At 61.8% G+C, this 18,556-nt stretch carries 16 protein-coding genes; 11 read left to right on the top strand and 5 right to left on the bottom strand.

All coding sequences use genetic code 11. From position 1 onward, the window contains the following. Positions 1–65 precede the first annotated feature (65 nt). The 9 genes from ADU59_RS24460 (at position 66) to dxs (ending at position 9,635) form a co-directional block, all read left to right on the top strand. Positions 66–746 carry an energy-coupling factor ABC transporter ATP-binding protein gene (locus ADU59_RS24460; RefSeq protein ID WP_068957504.1) on the top strand — a complete coding sequence of 227 codons (681 nt, stop codon included), beginning with the start codon at positions 66–68 and terminating at the stop codon, positions 744–746. After that, positions 740–1,360: an energy-coupling factor transporter transmembrane component T family protein gene (locus ADU59_RS24455; RefSeq protein ID WP_068957501.1), complete on the top strand. Its 621-nt coding sequence runs from the start codon at positions 740–742 to the stop codon at positions 1,358–1,360. Before ADU59_RS24460 ends, ADU59_RS24455 begins: the two co-directional genes overlap by 7 nt. A gap of 85 nt (positions 1,361–1,445) precedes the next feature. Continuing rightward, on the top strand, positions 1,446–2,009 hold the full coding sequence (locus tag ADU59_RS24450; RefSeq protein ID WP_068957499.1) for a biotin transporter BioY: 564 nt from the start codon (positions 1,446–1,448) through the stop codon (positions 2,007–2,009). Positions 2,010–2,018: 9 nt separating this feature from the next. Next, positions 2,019–3,011 (top strand): zinc-dependent alcohol dehydrogenase family protein, encoded by a 993-nt coding sequence (locus ADU59_RS24445; RefSeq protein WP_068957497.1) that lies wholly within the window; start codon positions 2,019–2,021, stop codon positions 3,009–3,011. Between the two features lie 63 nt (positions 3,012–3,074). After that, positions 3,075–4,001 (top strand): histone deacetylase family protein, encoded by a 927-nt coding sequence (locus ADU59_RS24440; RefSeq protein WP_068957495.1) that lies wholly within the window; start codon positions 3,075–3,077, stop codon positions 3,999–4,001. 2 nt (positions 4,002–4,003) lie between these two features. Further along, positions 4,004–4,255, top strand: a complete 252-nt coding sequence (locus ADU59_RS24435; protein ID WP_068957493.1) for an exodeoxyribonuclease VII small subunit — start codon at positions 4,004–4,006, stop codon at positions 4,253–4,255. A gap of 160 nt (positions 4,256–4,415) precedes the next feature. Then, complete coding sequence (locus tag ADU59_RS24430) at positions 4,416–6,593, top strand: calcium-binding protein (protein ID WP_068957491.1); 2,178 nt, start codon at positions 4,416–4,418, stop codon at positions 6,591–6,593. A 34-nt stretch (positions 6,594–6,627) separates the two neighbouring features. Then, a complete protein-coding gene (locus ADU59_RS24425) occupies positions 6,628–7,551 on the top strand; it encodes a pirin family protein (protein WP_068957489.1) in 924 nt (307 codons plus the stop codon). 167 nt (positions 7,552–7,718) lie between these two features. After that, positions 7,719–9,635, top strand: a complete 1,917-nt coding sequence (dxs, locus tag ADU59_RS24420) for a 1-deoxy-D-xylulose-5-phosphate synthase (RefSeq protein WP_068957487.1) — start codon at positions 7,719–7,721, stop codon at positions 9,633–9,635. A 52-nt stretch (positions 9,636–9,687) separates the two neighbouring features. Here the strand turns inward: dxs and ADU59_RS24415 are convergent, their stop codons facing one another. Both ADU59_RS24415 and ADU59_RS24410 read right to left on the bottom strand, forming a co-directional pair. Next, positions 9,688–10,806: an OpgC family protein gene (locus tag ADU59_RS24415; RefSeq protein WP_158515763.1), complete on the bottom strand. Its 1,119-nt coding sequence runs from the start codon at positions 10,804–10,806 to the stop codon at positions 9,688–9,690. A 161-nt stretch (positions 10,807–10,967) separates the two neighbouring features. Continuing rightward, entirely contained in the window at positions 10,968–12,794 is a 1,827-nt protein-coding gene (locus ADU59_RS24410; RefSeq protein ID WP_068957483.1) for a methyl-accepting chemotaxis protein, read from the bottom strand. A gap of 253 nt (positions 12,795–13,047) precedes the next feature. Here ADU59_RS24410 and ADU59_RS24405 point away from each other — a divergent pair, with 253 nt between their 5' ends. Together ADU59_RS24405 and ADU59_RS24400 are read left to right on the top strand one after the other, a co-directional pair. Next, positions 13,048–13,836, top strand: coding sequence for a TlyA family RNA methyltransferase (locus ADU59_RS24405; RefSeq protein ID WP_068957481.1), 789 nt, complete (start codon positions 13,048–13,050; stop codon positions 13,834–13,836). Beyond that, positions 13,833–15,083, top strand: coding sequence for a class I SAM-dependent RNA methyltransferase (locus tag ADU59_RS24400; protein ID WP_068957480.1), 1,251 nt, complete (start codon positions 13,833–13,835; stop codon positions 15,081–15,083). Before ADU59_RS24405 ends, ADU59_RS24400 begins: the two co-directional genes overlap by 4 nt. Before the next feature lie 25 nt (positions 15,084–15,108). Here ADU59_RS24400 and ADU59_RS24395 read toward each other — a convergent pair whose 3' ends face one another. The 3 genes from ADU59_RS24395 to mcpU form a co-directional block, all read right to left on the bottom strand. After that, on the bottom strand, positions 15,109–15,792 hold the full coding sequence (locus ADU59_RS24395; RefSeq protein ID WP_244506507.1) for a nucleotidyl transferase AbiEii/AbiGii toxin family protein: 684 nt from the start codon (positions 15,790–15,792) through the stop codon (positions 15,109–15,111). A gap of 112 nt (positions 15,793–15,904) precedes the next feature. Continuing rightward, positions 15,905–16,129 carry a hypothetical protein gene (locus ADU59_RS24390; protein WP_068957669.1) on the bottom strand — a complete coding sequence of 75 codons (225 nt, stop codon included), beginning with the start codon at positions 16,127–16,129 and terminating at the stop codon, positions 15,905–15,907. Between the two features lie 149 nt (positions 16,130–16,278). After that, positions 16,279–18,369, bottom strand: a complete 2,091-nt coding sequence (gene mcpU, locus ADU59_RS24385; protein WP_068957476.1) for a methyl-accepting chemotaxis protein McpU — start codon at positions 18,367–18,369, stop codon at positions 16,279–16,281. Positions 18,370–18,556 lie beyond the last annotated feature (187 nt).

Here is an 18,556-nt window from a genome sequence, read left to right as displayed (position 1 = left end):
CCCTATTTCCATCGGCAGAGAAATCGTCCTATAGAGCCCCGACATTCGAACGCGGGGGACGCGGATTGGACATACGCTTTTCCAGTGCATCGGTCAGTTTTGGCGGGCGCATGGTTCTTCAGCCACTGACGCTGACACTGACCGAGCGCCGCATCGGCATCATCGGGCTGAACGGCTCCGGCAAGACCACCTTTGCCCGGCTGATCAACGGGCTGGTCAAACCGACCACCGGCCAGGTGACCGTCAACGGGCTGGATACCGTGCGCGACGCAAGCGCGACGCTGGCGGCGGCAGGCTTCATCTTTCAAAATCCGCAGCACCAGATCATCATGCCGATCGTGCATGAGGACATCGCGTTCGGGCTGAAAAACCGTGGACTGAAGGCCGACGAAATCGAGCGCCGGACAGCTGCCGTTCTGGAGCGGTTCGGCATCCCGCATCTGGCCAAACGGCGGGTGCACGAGCTGTCGGGCGGCGAGACGCAGCTGGTCGCCATCGCCAGCGTGCTGGTCACCGGCCCCGGCATTCTCATTCTCGACGAGCCGACCAACCAGCTGGACCTGAAAAACCGCCGGTTGGTGGAAACCACCATCACCGGACTTGACGAGCACAGTATCGTCATCAGCCACGACCTGCCGCTGATCGAACAGTTCGAGCGGGTGCTTCTGTTTCACGAGGGCAGGCTTGTCGTTGACGGCCCGGCGCAGGAGGCGATCCGCGCCTATCATGCGGTGGCGGGATGCTGAACGGGCTGAATGTCGAGGGGACAACGCCGCTTCACCGGATGTCGGTGCGGATGAAGCTCGCCATCCTTTTGGTCTGCGGGCTGGCGCTCTATGCCGTTTCCTCCCTCTTCATTCTGATCCCTGCCTTCGTCATCGCCGCCCTGATCTATTTCACCACGGGCCTTGCGTTTCGCGAGGCCGTTTCCCGCCTGAAACCCATCCTTTTCACCATCCTGATCCTGCTGATCGCGACGGCCTATCTCACGTCGCTGCGCGAGGCCGCCGAAAGTTTCTTCCGGCTGATGGCGATCGTGCTGTTTGCCGGCGCGGTGACGGCGACGACGGCGACCGGCGATTTCATCGACGAGATCACCCGGCTGCTGCAGCCGCTCGATCGCCTCGGTCTCGTGCGGGCCGCCGATGTCGGGCTCGCCTTCGGGCTGGTGCTGCGCTTCGTGCCGGATATCTTCAACCACTATCAGTCGATCCGCGAAGCGCACCGGGCACGCGGACTGAAGGTCCGGCCGTTGACGATCCTTGCGCCGTTGATCATCCTGACGCTGAAGGACGCCGACACGATCGCCATGGCGATCGACGCGCGCGGCTTCCGGCGGCCGCGCGAAACGCGCATTTGATGACGGAGAGGCCTTCCGGCTTCTCAACCGTTTTTCCGGCTCCGGCCGAATGCAGGCATAAACAGCGATAGACAAAGGACTTGCCATGACCACCAGAGACCTCGTTCTCATTGCCCTCTTCACCGCGATCATCGTGGTTCTCGGCCTCATCCCCCCGGTCACGCTCGGCTTCATTCCCGTGCCGATCACGGCGCAGTCGATGGGTGTGATGCTGGCGGGCTGCATCATCGGCGCCAAGCGCGGCGCGCTCGCCTATGTGCTGCTGGTGCTGCTGGTCGTCATCGGGCTGCCGGTTCTTTCCGGCGGCCGTGGCGGTCTTGCCGTCATCCAGGGCCCGACCGGCGGCTTCGTCCTCGGCTGGATCGTTGCCACCTTCGTCACCGGCCTGATCGCCGAGCGGCTGGTCAAGGATGGCCAGAGCGAGCTCAGGCAGTTCGCCGGCTTCTTCATCGCTTCCGTCATCGGCGGCATCGGCGTGCTCTATGCCATCGGCATGCCGTGGGTGACAGCAATCACCGGCACGCCGCTTTCAGCCGTTGCGACCGGTTCTCTTGCCTTCATTCCGGGCGATGTCATCAAGGCCGTGATCGCAACGCTGGCAGCCCGCGCCGTTCTGGCCGGCTATCCGCTCTTGCCGCAGCGCGCCTGACCGCTTCGCATGACGGACCATGCCGCAGCCTGGGTGCGCGAATATGGCAGGCCGGAGGATGTGATCCGGCTCGCCAGCCTCCCGCGCCCTGCCCCCGGACCGGGAATGGTGGAGATCGCTGTCGCGCGGGCGGCGATCAATCCGTCCGATCTCATTCCGGTGACGGGTGCCTACAGCAATCGCACCGTCCTTCCCTTTGTCCCCGGCTTCGAAGGCGTCGGAACCGTCAGCCGGATCGGCGCTGATATCACCGCCCTGAAGCCCGGCGACCGCGTGCTGCCGCTTGGCGCCAGCGGTCTCTGGCAGGCTTTTCTTCTGCGCCCGGTCGAATGGTGCTTTGCCGTGCCGGACGATCTGTCGAACGAGCAGGCTGCGACCTCCTACGTCAACCCGATGACGACAGTGCGCCTGGTCGAGGCGCTGAAGGCGCATTTTGGCAGCGGCTCCCGGCTGGATGGCCGCAGGATCGCGATCACGGCGGCCGGATCGGCGATCGGCCGGATGCTGGTAAAGACACTCACGGCTGAAGGTGCACAGGTCACCGCGATCGTTCGCAGCGAGGAGACGGCCGAGAGCCTGCGCGCATTTTCCGGTATCGACATCATCATGACCGGGGGCCGATATCCCGGCAGCGATCTCGAACTCGATGCGGTGGTCGATGCCGTCGGCGGCGATATCGGTGAACAGCTGCTGCGCCGGAACGTGGCGGGAGGCGGTCTCTTCCTGCAATATGGCGCCCTGAGCGGCGTGCCGATTGCGCCTCTAGCAACGGCCGCACGGCCGGATGTGCGGTTTTCCTTCCTCTGGCTGCGGTCCTTCGTCCATGCCGCCGGCCGTGCGGCACTGGAAGCGGCACTTGCAACATGTTTCGACGGTGTTCGCGACGGCACCTTGCAAAGCGGCATCGCTGCCACCTATCCTCTGTCATGCCTCGCCCAGGCGCTTGCCCACCAGCAAGCAACCGGCCGCCGCGGCAAGGTCCTGATCGACCCGCGCTGTTGAAAACGCCGCAATTGCATGCGCTATGCCATGGACCTTGCATCCCCGAAGCCATAGGTTCCCGCCATGACCACGATCCTGTTCGAAAATCCGATCTTTCTGGAACACAAGGTTCCCGAAGGTCACCCGGAGCGGCCCGACCGGCTGAAGGCGCTCAACCTTGCGCTGGAGCATGAGCGGTTTTCGCCGCTGTCACGACTTGAGGCGCCGCAGGGCAACGAGGATCTGGTGCTGCTCGCTCACCCGGAAGAGCATCTGCGCACGGTCATGTCGGTTATCCCCGAGGAAGGCATCAACTCCTTCGAGGCCGATACGCATGCCAGCCCTGCCAGCCTGCAGGCAGCGCTGACCGGCATCGGCGGCGCGGTCGCGGCTGTCGACGCGGTCTTCTCCGGCAAGGCCGACAATGCCTTCGTCGCGTCGCGCCCGCCCGGCCACCACGCCGAGCGGAACAAGGCGATGGGCTTCTGCTTCTTCAACAACATTGCCATCGCCGCCCGCCATGCGCAGCAAAGGCACGGCGCCGAGCGCGTCGCCATCGTCGACTGGGACGTGCATCACGGCAACGGCACGCAGGATATCTTCTGGGACGATCCGTCGGTGCTGTTCTGCTCGACGCACCAGATGCCGCTTTATCCCGGCAGCGGCGCCAAGACCGAGACGGGTGCCGGCAACATCGTCAACGCCCCCTTGTCTCCCGATACCGGCAGCGACCATTTTCGCGAGGCCTTCAAGACGCGGGTGCTCAGCGCACTCGACGAATTCCGCCCGGATTTCATCCTGATTTCCGCCGGCTTCGACGCCCACCACCGCGATCCCCTGGCGCAGATCAATCTCGTCGCCGACGATTTCGACTGGGCGACCGGCAAGCTTCTGGATCTTGCCGGCAAGACCGCCAACAACCGCATCGTCAGCCTGCTCGAAGGCGGCTACGATCTCCAAGCCCTGGCCGAATCGGCCGGCACGCACATCTACCGCCTGATGAGAGGATGACCATGACAACTGCCCCCCAGATCGACGTATCCTCGCTCTCCTTCGAAAAGGCCGTCGAGGAACTGGAAGCCATCGTCTCGGCGCTGGAACGCGGCGACGTGGCGCTCGACAAATCGATCGAGATCTACGAACGCGGCGAAGCGCTGAAGAAACATTGCGAGGCGCTGCTCGGCGCCGCCGAAAACCGCATCGAAAAGATCAGGCTCGACCGGGCCGGCAAACCGCAAGGCGTGGAGCCGCTCGACGGAGAATAAATCGCGCGGAAAAGTTGTATTTCGGCTTGACAGAAATTGCGTACCGACCTTAGTTATCGTTGATTAAATTATATTTTTGACGGTATTCGGTTCGCTTCAATGGATATCAGCCTCGCTGCCAGCCCATAGGAAGATCGTGCCGGCCTAGAGGGGCAGTTGCATGGCCTATTTTTACAGCACCGCAGGCGTCGATCGTCTTGTCGGTGGCAACGAGGATGATTTTTTCTTTTTCTGGTCCGGCTATATGAGCAAAACCGATAAGGTCGATGGCGGCGGCGGTAAGAACGCGCTCGCGCTTGTCAATGACATTGGCTACACTTGGTCCGTTTCCAGTGCCAACTGGCCCACCTTTTCCAAAGTCAGAGGTATCGCCCTGCTCTCGGACCCTTACAATGGGTCAAGTGCTGCCGGATTCAAGCTCACTTTCGATAACAACGTCTTCAAGACAAACACAGTTTCCCGCTTCACAATCGATGCCTCCGCTATTGGCCTCGATGAAGCGAGCTTGCAGCTCAATGCATCTGCGGTCACCAATATGTCGTTCGATATTTATGGATCCACGGGATACATTTTTGAAAGCGGCAGGGAAGAGGAGAGCTACGATCAGCTGCGGACCGGCGCCAAGAACGACAGATTCATCTACTACGCCAACTCGTTAATAAACGACGGGATCGACGGTGGAGCGGGAACCGACACCATCGTGCTTGTTGGGGCAGGCCGCACGACGACCAAGAACGGTCGCGACAAAACCGACCCCAACGGCTTCACCACGCTTACGAATGTCAAAAATGTCGAAAACATCCTGATCACGGATCTGCTCGCAGGACAATCTCGCACGATCGATTTCGGCTATAGCGGTTGGTACAAGGGCCGCAACGCGATCAAGATCACGACAGATAGCAACTATGGCTCGGAAAATGCTGCGGCCGCCGTCAATGGGAAGCTGATCGTCGATGGATCGAGTTTGAAGTCTCAAGATAGCATCCTCAACGTCACGGGCGGCAACGCGGGGGACATCCTGATCGGTGGAGCGGCCAATGACCGTCTATCCGGTGGCAAGGGAAATGACATACTGGTTGGTGGAAACGGGGACGATTGGCTTTCCGGTGGGCTAGGAAATGACGTGTTCATCGGCGACACCAGCCTGTTTGCAGGTGATTATACAATCAAGTCGATGTTCCATGGCAAACCCGGTAGCGACAGGATGTTCGGTGGCGAGGGAAACGACACCTTTATTGTCTCGGCCTACTATTGGAGTCCCGGTCGCAGTAAAGATTTGATCTCAGGAGGGGCTGGCACTGATACCATCCAGCTTTTGGGACGTGAAATTCCGAAAGGCGTTCTTGATTCCGCCACGATATCCAGCATCGAAATCGTCGACCTCAGCGACAGCAATGTTGCTTTTGAAGTCAGCCAGAATTTCTTGAAAAACAACCACGATGCAAACGGTCGGCTGCTGATCAGAAACCGCGAGGGAAGCCTGGGTGGGACGGTGACAGTTGACGCCTCAAACCTGACGGATGCCAAATACTCGGTGCACATTGCCGTCCGCTCGCCCGGCAAGGAATTTCTGACCGGAGGCATGGGCAACGATATTTTCGACTTTTCGCGTGTCAACAACAAGACTTTGGAAAGCGGGCTGAACGCGAGCGATACCATCATCGGCGGTGGCGGTATCGATACGATCCTTGTCTCGGAAGGACGAAACACCACTCTTGGCCCGAAGATCACCGGCATCGAAAAATTGAAGGTCGTCAGCAAGTCCGACAGCGGCGATAAAACCAGTATCATCATCGGGACCACCGAAGCGCTATCCATCGATGGCAGAAAGCTTGATGCCAACGACACCCTGATCGCTCAAGGATACTTCAAGGACCCCAAAACAGGGAAGGTCACCGAAGCCAAGGCTTCATTGCTGATCACCGGCGGCGACGGCGATGATATCCTGACCGGCGGTCGGGCAAACGATCGGTTACGCGGCGGCGATGGCGACGACATACTGACAGGAAACAAGGGTGCCGACAGGCTGACAGGCGGTAGCGGTGCTGATCATTTCGTCTTCGGAAATATCTCTGAATCGCCAAACACAGCGGCGGGGCGAGACCTCATCACAGACTTCAACCAGAAGGACGGCGACAAGATACACTTCCTGCATGAAGGCTCGGCCTATTCCTTTATCGGATCTGGCACTTTCCACGGCAAAGCGGGAGAGGTCCGCAGCGTCGTTTCCGGCAACAACACCTATGTGCAACTCGATTCGAACGGTGATGGTGTCGCCGATCTCGGTATCGGGCTTTTAGGTAAAATCAGCCTCACACAGAGCGATTTCATACTATAGTCTCCGTGGCCAATAGCGGTTCAGGAGACCACCCATGTCCTTCTTTCCCGGAAACGACCCCGAAGCCGGCGATGCGCCGGCGTGCGATGCGATCGAGCATCTGATCATTCCGCGCACCAGCGATATCGGCAATCTGCAGGTACGCCGGGCGTTGCCGACGGCCAAGCGGCGGCTGGTCGGGCCGTTCATCTTCTTTGACCGCATGGGCCCGGCGCTTCTGAAGGCCGGCCAGGCGCTGGACGTGCGGCCGCATCCGCATATCGGGCTTTCGACCGTCACCTATCTGTTCGACGGCGAAATCAAGCATCGCGACAGTCTCGGCACCGAGATGGTCATCGCGCCGGGAGACCTCAACCTGATGACGGCGGGGCGCGGTATCGTGCATTCGGAACGCTCGCCGGAAAATCTGCGCGGCAAACCGCAGTCGATTTCCGGGTTGCAGACCTGGCTGGCGCTGCCGGACCAATATGAGGAAATCGCCCCGATCTTCGCCCATACCGAAAAGCGCGACCTGCCCTCCTTCAACACGGACGGACTGGAAGGCCGCGTCGTCATCGGCCAGTTCGAAGGCATGACATCGCCGGTCTCGGTGTTTTCGGACACGATCTATGTCGACCTGAGGATCGAACCGGGAAAGAGCGCGCCATTCGCAGCCGAGTGGGAAGAACGCGCGCTCTATATCCTCGAGGGCGAGGCGATCATCGCCGGGGATCATTTTGCCAGCAACCAGCTGCTGGTGTTGCGGGCCGGCGATCCGATCACGATCACGGCCGGTCCGATGGGCTGTCATATCATGCTGTTCGGCGGCGCGGCCCTCGGTTCAGCCCGGCATATCTGGTGGAATTTCGTTTCCTCATCCAAGGAACGAATCGAACAGGCCAAGGAAGAATGGCGCACCGGCCGGTTCGACATCGTGCCGGGGGACACGGAAGAGTTTATCCCTTTGCCGGAACGGTAATATTCGGTAAACTCCCGGTCTGCGCCGCAAGAAAACCCGCTTTTGCAATCCATAACGATTGTGTTTAAAGACGCGGGTCCCAGCGGACACCCACACTTGCAATCGGGGCTTGTTCAGAGCCACGAGAACGAAGGCCTTTCAGCGTGACACAACTGCCAGTCAATCCCATGCCGGCGACCCCTCTTCTCGATCAGGTAACCTATCCCGACGATTTGAAGAGAATCGACGACAAGGATCTGCCACAACTGGCAGCGGAACTTCGCACCGAGATGATCGACGCGGTGTCGCGCACCGGCGGGCATCTGGGCGCGGGGCTCGGCGTCGTCGAACTGACGATCGCCATCCACAAGGTTTTCAACACGCCGCATGACCGGTTGATCTTCGACGTCGGCCACCAGTGTTATCCGCACAAGATCCTGACCGGCCGCCGCGACCGCATCCGCACGCTGCGCCAGGAAAACGGCCTCTCCGGCTTCACCCGCCGGGCCGAAAGCGAATACGACCCCTTCGGCGCCGCCCATTCCTCGACCTCGATTTCGGCCGGCCTCGGCATGGCCGTCGCCGCCGATCTTGCCGGCGAACACCGCAATGTCATTTCCGTCATCGGCGATGGCGCCATGTCGGCCGGCATGGCCTATGAGGCGCTGAACAATGCCGGCGCGCTCGACGCCCGGCTGATCGTCATCCTCAACGACAACGACATGTCGATCGCCCGGCCGACCGGCGCGATGAGCGCCTATCTGGCGCGTCTGGCCTCCGGCCGCACCTATATGGGCTTCCGCGAACTCGGCAAGAAACTGACGGCCTATCTCGGCAAGTCGGTGGACCGGGCGATCACCCGCGCCGTCGAACATGCGCGCGGCTACGTCACCGGCGGCACGCTGTTCGAGGAAATGGGCTTCTACCATATCGGCCCGATCGACGGCCATTCCTTCGATCACCTTCTGCCGGTGCTGCGCAATGTGCGCGACAATTCCAAGGGCCCGGTGCTGATCCATGTGGTGACGCAAAAGGGCAAGGGCTATCCGCCGGCCGAAGCTGCCGCCGACAAATATCACGGCGTCAACACCTTCGACGTCATCACCGGCGCGCAGGCAAAAGCCAAGCCGAATGCGCCGGCCTATACATCGGTCTTTGCCGAAGCGCTGACGCAGGAAGCCGGTTACGATGACAAGATCGTTGCCGTCACCGCCGCCATGCCGTCCGGCACCGGCCTCGACAAGTTCGCGCTCGCCCACCCGTCCCGCTGCTTCGATGTCGGCATTGCCGAGCAGCACGCGGTGACCTTCGCGGCGGGCCTTGCCTCGGAAGGCTACAAGCCCTTCTGCGCGCTCTATTCAACCTTCCTGCAGCGCGGCTACGACCAGGTGGTGCACGACGTTGCGATCCAGGGGCTGCCCGTGCGTTTCCCGATCGACCGCGCCGGTCTTGTCGGTGCAGACGGGCCGACGCATGCCGGTTCGTTCGACACGACCTATCTTGCCACCCTGCCCGGCTTCGTCGTCATGGCGGCAGCCGACGAGGCGGAACTCAAGCATATGGTGCGCACCGCCGCTGCCTATGACAATGGCCCGATCTCCTTCCGCTATCCGCGCGGCGAAGGCATCGGCGTCGAAATGCCCGAGCGCGGCCAGATCCTTGAGATCGGCAAGGGCCGGGTGATGAAACAGGGTTCGAAGGTGGCGCTGCTGTCCTTCGGCACGCGTCTGGCCGATTGCCTGCTTGCCGCCGAAGACCTCGATGCCGCAGGCCTTTCGACCACCGTCGTCGATGCCCGTTTCGCCAAGCCGCTCGATCACGACCTGATCCGCCAGCTGGCCCGGCATCACGAGGTGCTGATCACCATCGAGGAAGGCGCTGTCGGCGGTTTCGGCAGCCATGTCATGCAGTTCCTTGCCCATGAGGGCCTGCTCGACAACGGCCTGAAGATCCGCCCGCTGGTTCTTCCCGATATCTGGATGGAACAGGCCAAGCCCGAGGCCATGTATGTCAAAGCCGGTCTCGACCGCGCCGGCATCGTCTCGACGGTGTTCAGGACATTGGGTCAAAAGGAAGTGGGCATCGGCACGAGCGTGGCTGGTTAGGACAACCGACGCCCGCAAGGCTCGGCACTTTCCCGGCATGATCATTTGACGCTCAAGGTGCGGACATGGCGGCTGCCGGCGTGGTGGCGGACGGCCTTGTGAGAACCTTGCTGCTTTTGCGGCTCTCAAGGACCCAACCGACCGCCAGCTGCAACGCACAGCCACCGGCAAGCAGCAGCAACTGCCGCCAAAGCGGCGTTCCGGGGCTCAGTTTCATCAGCACCATCGTCCCGAAGGACAGCAGAATGCCGGCGGAGAAAACCGGAAGGCTGTGACGGCCGGCGATGCAGAGCAGCCGCAGGCCGGGGTGATCGGCGGCCGTTTTGACAGCCGGTATATTCCAGGCGAGATACAGGATCGCCAATACATTGATGATCCGCAACGGGCCGCCATTGGTCTTGGAAGCCAGCTGGTGATGAAGATCGCCAAACGGCGAATGCATGAAACCCAGATATATCGCCAGATTGACGGGGATCGCGATCGCAGCAAAAAGCGCGGCCGCGACGAAGACCGGCCGCTTGTAGGGCAGAACAATCCGGTCCTGCCGGATGCGCACGCCAAGACACAGCCCGATCACGAAAATGAATTGCCACGACAGCGGGTCGAAATACCAGACATGTCCTTCGAGGGCGGCATTCGGAAGATTGATATGGCCGAGCCCCGCGACGAACCAGACGAGGCAGGAAAGCCCCAGAAGAACGCCCTTCGACCGGTCGTGCAGCACAAGGGCAAACGGAACCAGAAGAAGCAGCACGACATACATCGGCAGAATATCGAGATTGCCGGGCATATAGCCGAGAGACAAGGCCTGAAGCCCGTGCCGAAACGGAGTCCTCCAGAAATCCGCCATATCGACGGCCGATGCCGGCTGACTGAGGATGCCCAGAACGGCCGCCGATACCGCAGCCATGATCGCAAAGAGCGTGAGATGAACGAGATAGAGGCGGAACGCCCGCTTCCAGGGACGCTGCAGCTGCAGCCCGGCATCGGGACGATAGTAGGCGAGAGCCGAGGACATGCCGGCCAGCAGCACGAAGATTTCCGAGGCGTCGGAAAAACCGCGCGCATGCTGGAACGTCGCCGAAAACGTGAATTCCGCATGGCCAATGAAGATCAACAGAAGCGACAGACCTCTCAAAAGGTCAATTCTGTTCTCCCGCTGGCCGCGCATCGCTGATCCCCAAGGTCGCCGTGACCGCGACATGCGCGATCAGGATATCCATAGGACAAAATCGCTACTCTCCCGCTGCCGTCACCGGTACAATTTTAGCAATCCATCATTTTCGTCTCGTCGCAATACGCCAGCCCCCCGGAAAGCCGGATACGCCGATATCAGGCGGCGCGGCGGGGTGCGTGGAATGCCGCCGTGCCGGCGCCGTTGCCGAGCACGAACCGGGAAATCAGCTCCCGCAGGCGGCTTGCCTCGTTGGCCAGCGTCGCGCTGGCGGCATTGGTCTCTTCCACCATGGCGGCGTTCTGCTGCGTCACCTGGTCCATCTGGTTGACCGCCGTATTGACTTCGGCGAGACCGACCGACTGTTCGCGCGCCGAGGTGGCGATCGCGTCCATATGCTGGTTGATGGTCACCACATGGGTCTCGATGGCTTTCAGCACCTCGCCGGTTTCGCGCACCAGCTTGACGCCGCCCTCGACCTCGACGCTCGAATTGCGGATCAGGTCCTTGATTTCCTTGGCGGCCTTGGCCGAGCGCTGGGCCAGCTCGCGCACTTCCTGGGCGACAACGGCGAACCCCTTGCCGGCATCGCCAGCACGGGCGGCTTCAACCCCGGCATTCAGTGCCAGCAGGTTGGTCTGGAAGGCGATCTCGTCGATGACGCCGATGATATTGGCGATCTGGCTGGACGATTCCTCGATGCGGCGCATGGCATCGACCGCATTGGCGACGACAGCGCCGGATTTGGCAGCGCTGGCATTGGCCTGCACCGCGACGTCACGGGCCTCATCGGCCCGCTTGGAGGAGTTGGAGACATTGACGGTGATCTGGTCGAGCGCTGCCGCGGTTTCTTCCAGCGAAGCCGCCTGCTGCTCGGTGCGCCGGGACAGGTCGTCCGAACTCTGGCTGATCTCGCGCGTGCCGCTGTCGATCGAGCCCGCTGCTTCAGAGACGGCAGCGAGCGTTTCCGCCAACTGGGCGACGGAGCGGTTGAAATCCTGACGCAGGACTTCGAAATCGCCGGCGAAGGGTTCGGTCAGCTGAAACCCGAGATCGCCGGAGGCAAGCCGCTTCAGACCATTGCCGAGGCTGGACGTTGCCTGCAGCATGGCATCGCGTTCGCGCGCCTTTTCCGCATCGCTGAGGCGGCGGCCGGTTTCGGCATCGCTGCGCATCTGTTCGGCTTCACCGGTGATCCTGAGATTTTCGAGCGCCGCCTGCTTGAAGACGAGCACGGCCTGCGCCATGCGGCCAACTTCGTCGGTGCGGTCGAGCGCGGGAACGGCGATGTCGTGATCGCCACCGGCCAGGCGGCCCATCGCGCCGGTCATATCGACGATCGGGCGAACGATGCCGCGCGACAGGGCCCAGGCCAGCAGGGCGGCGACCAGCGTTGCAGCAAGGCCACCGATTATCAGCGTCAGGCGAACGGCGCTGATCGAGGCAGCCTGCTCGGCCGTCTGCAGCTCAGACCACGCAGCCGCATCGGCCTTGATCTTGGCGGCCACGCCGCGGAACGTATCGAGCTGGCCCTTGGAGAGATTACGGCCGATCTCGATGATCTCGGCCAGAGGCTTGTCGGCGGTGCGGGCGGCCTCGATCTGGGGACGGGCCAGTTCGTTGTACCAGACATCGGCGGCGGCCTGCATGGCGTCAAGCTGCCTGGAAATCTCAGGCTCGGCCGCGGCCAGAGCCTTGGCATCGGCAATGGCCTTGACCATGCGCTCGCGGTTGACGGCCACGTCGCCATAGGTGCTGTCGCTGCGCAGGAGGAGGAAGCCGCGCTGATTGACTGCCTGCTCGAGCATGCCCTGCATCGCATCGTCGATCAGCACGGTCAGCCGCTGCGAGGCATTCTGCCGGGCGGAGGCGTCGACCGAGAGATTGGCCTTGGAGAGAACGATGCCGGACACGGCCAGAAAGATCAGAATGAGACCGGCGAAGGTGAAGCCGAGCTTGCGGTTCAGGGAGAGTTTTTTCAACATCGCGAAAGATCCTTCGGCGGGCAGCGCCACGGCAAGCAGAGATTGGCGATCGACGCCGCGCGAACGAACGGACGACTAGCTTCAATATCGGGGGAAATCATCGGGGCCGGCAAAAAGACCATTACCATCATGGCCGATCTTGATAGGCTTTGCCCGCTGAGGAAACCTGCATCGTTTGGCTTAATATTCGTTTAAGTTTGCTGTGATGCGCCAGGAGACTTGCAACAGAGTTCGCAACACGCCATGAGACCCCATGTCAAACGAACCTAAAACAACCGTCCGCCTCGATCAGCTGCTTTTGAACCTGGGGCTCGTCGCCAGCCGTTCGCGCGCCCGCGATGCGATCCAGCGTGGCACCGTCACCGTCAACGGCCGCGTCGTCGTCAAGGCGAGCTCCACCTTTCCCGAGGACGTGACGATCGCCATCGACGATCCGGTCCAGGCCTATGTCTCGCGCGCGGCGCTGAAACTGAAGGCGGGCCTCGAACATTTCAAGCTGTCGCCCGCGGGGTTGGACTGTCTGGATATCGGTGCCTCGACCGGCGGCTTTACCGAAATCCTGCTGCACAATGACGCCGCGCACGTCATCTCCGTCGATGTCGGCCACGGCCAGTTCCATCCGCGTCTGGAGGCCGATCCGCGCGTCACCAACATCGAGGGGCTGAATGCCCGTGTGCTGGACGAGGATCATCTCGACGGTCATGCCATCTCCTTCATCGTGTCCGACGTTTCCTTCATCTCGTTGAAGCTGGCTCTGCCGCCGGCGCTCGACCTCGCCGAGCCCGGCGCCCATTGCATCCTGCTCGTCAAACCGCAGTTCGAAGCCGGACGCGAGGCGATCAGCAAGGCGGGCCTGCTCAAGGATCCCGAAAGCGCGCCCGCGGTCGCTGCCGAACTGGAGCGCTGGCTCATCGAGGATATGGGCTGGACGAGCCTCGGCCTCATCCCCTCGCCCATTTCCGGCGGTGACGGCAATGAGGAATATCTGCTGGCCGGCCGCAAGCCGCTGGACGACGACGCCCCGTTGGATGAAGACGCATGAGCACCGAGACGCTGACCATCGAGAAGATCGGCCAATCCGGCGACGGCATCACCCGTGGCCCGTTCGGGCCGGTCTATGTGTCCTTCACCCTGCCCGGCGAAACCGTGGCGCTGGCCGTCAACAAGGACAAGGGCACGGTGATGTCGATGTCCGAGATCTCGCCCGAGCGTGTCGCACCGAAATGCCGGCATTTCGGGCCTGAAGGCGAAAACGGCACCTGCGGCGGCTGCAGCCTGCAGCATGCCAGCGACAGCCTCTATCAGGACTTCAAGCGGCAGCTGGTTCTCGACGCGCTGAAATCGAAGGCGCTACAAGTAGATGTCGCGCCGCTGGTGCTTGCTCATCCCGGCGAGCGGCGGCGCACCGTGTTTACCGCACGGCGCACCGAAAAAGAGCTGCTGCTCGGCTACAACCAGCCTGAGACCCATCACATCGTCTCGATATCGGAATGTCCCATCGCAAGCCCCGGCATCGTGTCGCGGCTTGCCACCATCCGGACGGTCGCGGAGGCAATGGCGGTCAATGCCGAACCCTTCCGCATCACGGTGCTCGAAACCCTCTCCGGCCTCGATCTATCCTTCGAGGGCATCAAGGCGATGGACGACCGGCAGCGCCGCATGGCGATCGAAACCGTTCTGCGCCAGAAGAGCGTTGCCCGTCTCAGCCTCAATGGCGAGATCCTGGTCGAGCCGATCAAGCCCGTTCTCGATTTCGGCGGTGTATCGGTTTCGCCGCCGCCCGGCAGCTTTACCCAGGCGACCAAGCCCGCGGAAGAAGCGATGTCCGAGCTGGTGCTGGCGCATCTCGGCAAGGCCAAGCGCGTCATCGACCTCTTTGCCGGCTCCGGCACGTTTTCGCTGCGCATGGCCCGCAAGGCCCGTGTCCATGCCGTCGAAAGCGAAGACAAGCCGCTGAAGGCGCTGGATTTCGCCGCGCGCAACACGCAAGGGTTAAAGCCGGTGACGGTGGAAAAACGCGATCTCTTCCGCCGGCCGATGATGGCTTCGGAACTGAAGGTCTACGACGCCATCGTCTTCGACCCGCCGCGCGCCGGCGCCGAAGCCCAGACGAAGGAAATGGCCCGCTCCGGCGTGAAGAAGATCGTTGCCGTCTCCTGCAATCCGGTGACGCTGGTGCGCGACCTGCGCATTCTCGTCGACGCAGGCTACCGCATCACCTCCGTCACTCCGATCGACCAGTTCCTGTGGTCCTCGCATGTGGAAGTTGTGGCGACGCTGGAGAAGTAGAGGGCTGAAAACATCAGAGCGGACGTCAGGATGGCGATACGGACGACGGCGTGTCGATGGATGCCGTAGGCCAGATGCGGCGGCATTCATCCCTGAAGAAACCGATCGCCTCAAGGGCCGTTTCATTTTTCATCTGCACGGCATCCGAAGCGCGCCGGAGTTCGTCCAGATCGCAAAGGCGATTGACGACCCAGACCGCCCGTTTTTCGATGTCCGCGCCGTAAGCCCGGTCCACCTTTGCAAGCGCCGTATTCGGTATATTGCCGAAACCTTTGATGAGCATGCCGATGTCGAGCGCATCGCGATAATTCACCGCGGGATCCATACAGCGATCGGCATTGGCAAGCAGCTTTTCAGCGAACATATCCGCGGGAGCAAGGATCGGCACCCCAAGCTCCTGATCGAGAAAACCATCGATCTCAATACGCCCTTCCCGCACAATCTCGAACTTTATGGGTTGGCCGTTGTAACGAAGGAGCGCCCTGATTCCATATTGATCGGCTTTGACCTCCCGGAGGCTTTCGACCTTCGACGAAAAAAGCGCCCCGATGCCATCGCTCATTGCCGCCATGCGCAGCCTGCGGTACCCGTCGATATCCGAACACAGGAAATCGATATCCATCGATTGCCGGTATTCACCCAATTTGAGAACGATTGCGGTTCCACCGCCAAACCAGCATTTGTTGTCCAGCAGAAAACCGCGATTCATCGCTCCGAGCATTTCGGAAATGATTTGATGTTCGGCACGGGCAAATTTGAGCATGGCGTCCTGCGGTGCGTTTGAACCATGATGCAGGATCGTCCGGCCAAGGAGAAGGCGGTCAGGAAAAAAGAATGTGGCCCGCGCCGAACTGGCTCGTCAGGTTCTCGATCAACTGCTTTTCTTCAACCGTCAGATGCGCGGTATCGACGAAGCGCCAATTGCGCTCATAGAGGGCAAAGGCTTCTTCGGGTGGAATCGGGCACGTGACGTCGCGATTCCAGGCAAGCAGACGCAACTCGGGGAAATCGGCCGGAACAATTCTGTTTACGAGTACCGTGCTCATCATGCCCTCAATATATGGCCGCCGGTCGTCCATATCAACAATTCAAGCACGGGTTCCCCCCGACGGTGATCCTCTCGCACGGTCGTACTGCAAATAGTGTTCCCCTCGAAGCTCGCGTTTCGAGGGGAATATACAAGCAGATCGTGTTTTTATGCCGCGCGACGCCCATACGCCGGCTGCCTCGCCGCTGGCTCGCCGATGTTGAACTGGGCGAGCAGATCGTTGAGGGCCGCGGCTTCCGAGGCGAGGCCGTGACTGGCGGCCGTTTGTTCCTCGACCATGGCGGCGTTCTGCTGGGTGCTCTGGTCCATGGTGTTGACCGCCGCGTTGATCTCCTGAAGACCGGTCGACTGTTCGCGGGTGGAGGTCACGATCGCACCGATATGGGTGTTGATCTCCTGGACCTCCGAGACGATCGTCTGCAGCGACTGGCCGGTTTCGCCGACGAGCGCCACGCCGGCGCGCACCTGATCGCCCGAGGTGGTGATCAGCGCCTTGATCTCCTTGGCGGCATTGGCCGAGCGCTGGGCCAGTTCACGCACTTCCTGGGCAACGACGGCAAAGCCCTTGCCGGCGTCCCCGGCCCGGGCCGCCTCGACGCCGGCGTTGAGCGCCAGCAGGTTGGTCTGGAAGGCGATATCGTCGATGACGCCGATGATATTGCTGATCTCGCCGGAGGATTTCTCGATGCCCTGCATGGCGTTGACCGCATTGCGCACGACTTCGCCGGACTTTTCGGCACCGGCGCGGGTCCGGGCGACCAGCTGGCCGACCTCTTCGGCACGGCGGGCGCTGTCCTTGACCGTCGTGGTGATCTGTTCGAGTGCGGCGGCGGTTTCCTCGACGGAGGCGGCCTGCTGTTCGGTCCGGCGGGCGAGGTCGTCGGCGGCATGAAGAATTTCGCCGGCACCGGCGTCGATGGCACGGGCGTTGGCCCCGACGGCCTCAAGTGCATGGTGCAGCTTGGCGACGGAGTTGTTGAAGTCGGCGCGCAAACGGTCGAGATGGGCCACAAAGGGGATGGAGATACGGTAGCCGAGATCGCCATCGGCAAGACGGCCGAGACCGGTCGCCAGCGCTTCGACGGCCTGCTGGATATCGGCAGTTTCCTTCGCCTTCAGGGTTTCGCGTTCGTGGCGCTCCTGCTCCGACAGCGAACGTCCGCTTTCGGCTTCACTTTCGAGACGCGCCCGTTCGATGGCATTGGCGCGGAAGACGGCGACGGCAGCGGCCATCGAGCCGATCTGGTCGCGGCGCTCCTGGCCGGGAATTTCGGCCTTCAGGTCGCCGGCAGCCAGCCGTTCCATGGCACCGGTCATATCGGTTACCGGGCGGATGACGAGACGGCTGAGCAGGGTTGCAAGGAAGGCGATCATCACGCCGACGGCCAGAAGCGTGGCGATGGTGGCGGCGATCCGGAACTGACCGATGGCGGAATAGGCGACATCGGCGTCGACGGCGAAACCGACATACCATTCGACCGACGGAAGGCCTGCGACCGGCAGGAAGCTGACCAGCATCGGCTTGCCGTCAAGTTCGGTCTGCATAACCGCAGAACCGATCGACGGTGTCGAGGCCGGAAAGGCATCGGCAAGTGTCTTGCTGACGAGCTTGGCATCCGGATGGACGAGAATCTGGCCGGACTTGTTGACGAGGAAGGCAAAGCCTTCGCCGCCCACATCAACGGACTTGATCATATCGACGAGGGTTTTGAGCGAGAAATCACTGCCGGCGATGCCGATCAGCTTGCCATCACGCTTGACCGGAACGGCCGCGGTAATGGTGAGATTGCCGCTCGATGCGTCGACATAGGGGTCGGTGAGAACGCCGGTATCGGCCTTGACGGCCTGCTGATACCACGGGCGCTGACGCGGGTCATAATCGGCCGGCAGCGGCAGATCCGGCCAGCTGGTAAATTTGCCGCTCTCGTCGCCGACATAGGTGCTGATGAACTCCTTGACGAGAACGTCGTTCTTGAGCGCACCTTCGAGGGCGGCCTGATCGGTGGCATTGCCTGCGGCATTCGCGGCCATGGCGGTCAGCGTGACGCGGCCGTTCAGCCAGTTGGCAACGCTCTGGGCGGCCTGCTTGCCGGAGGAGGAAATATTCTCCTCGACGGCGCGTGTCGTCGCCTCATGCTGGAGACTGTCGATGTAAAAGGAAAAGCCGGCAAAGGCGGCAACAACGACGAAGGACGCAGCGGCAAGGATGCGCGTCATCAGGTTCGATCTTTTGGACAAGGCAGAGTTCCCTATTGCGGCGCGGCTTCTGCGGCCGGGCGGAGGCTCGATCTGGTCCGCAAACGGGATCGGCGGCCGGGCGCAGGACCGTTCCAGAATGCGGGAATGAGGAACATGCCACGGCGGGCTAAGACGGCACGCCTCATGCGGGCCCGTCAGGAACCGGGCACGCCGGGCCTGTGACAGG

This window comes from Pararhizobium polonicum, assembly GCF_001687365.1.
Lineage (GTDB): Bacteria > Pseudomonadota > Alphaproteobacteria > Rhizobiales > Rhizobiaceae > Pararhizobium > Pararhizobium polonicum.
Note: the sequence above shows the minus strand (reverse complement) of the source record. Positions and strands in the feature narration are given on the sequence as shown.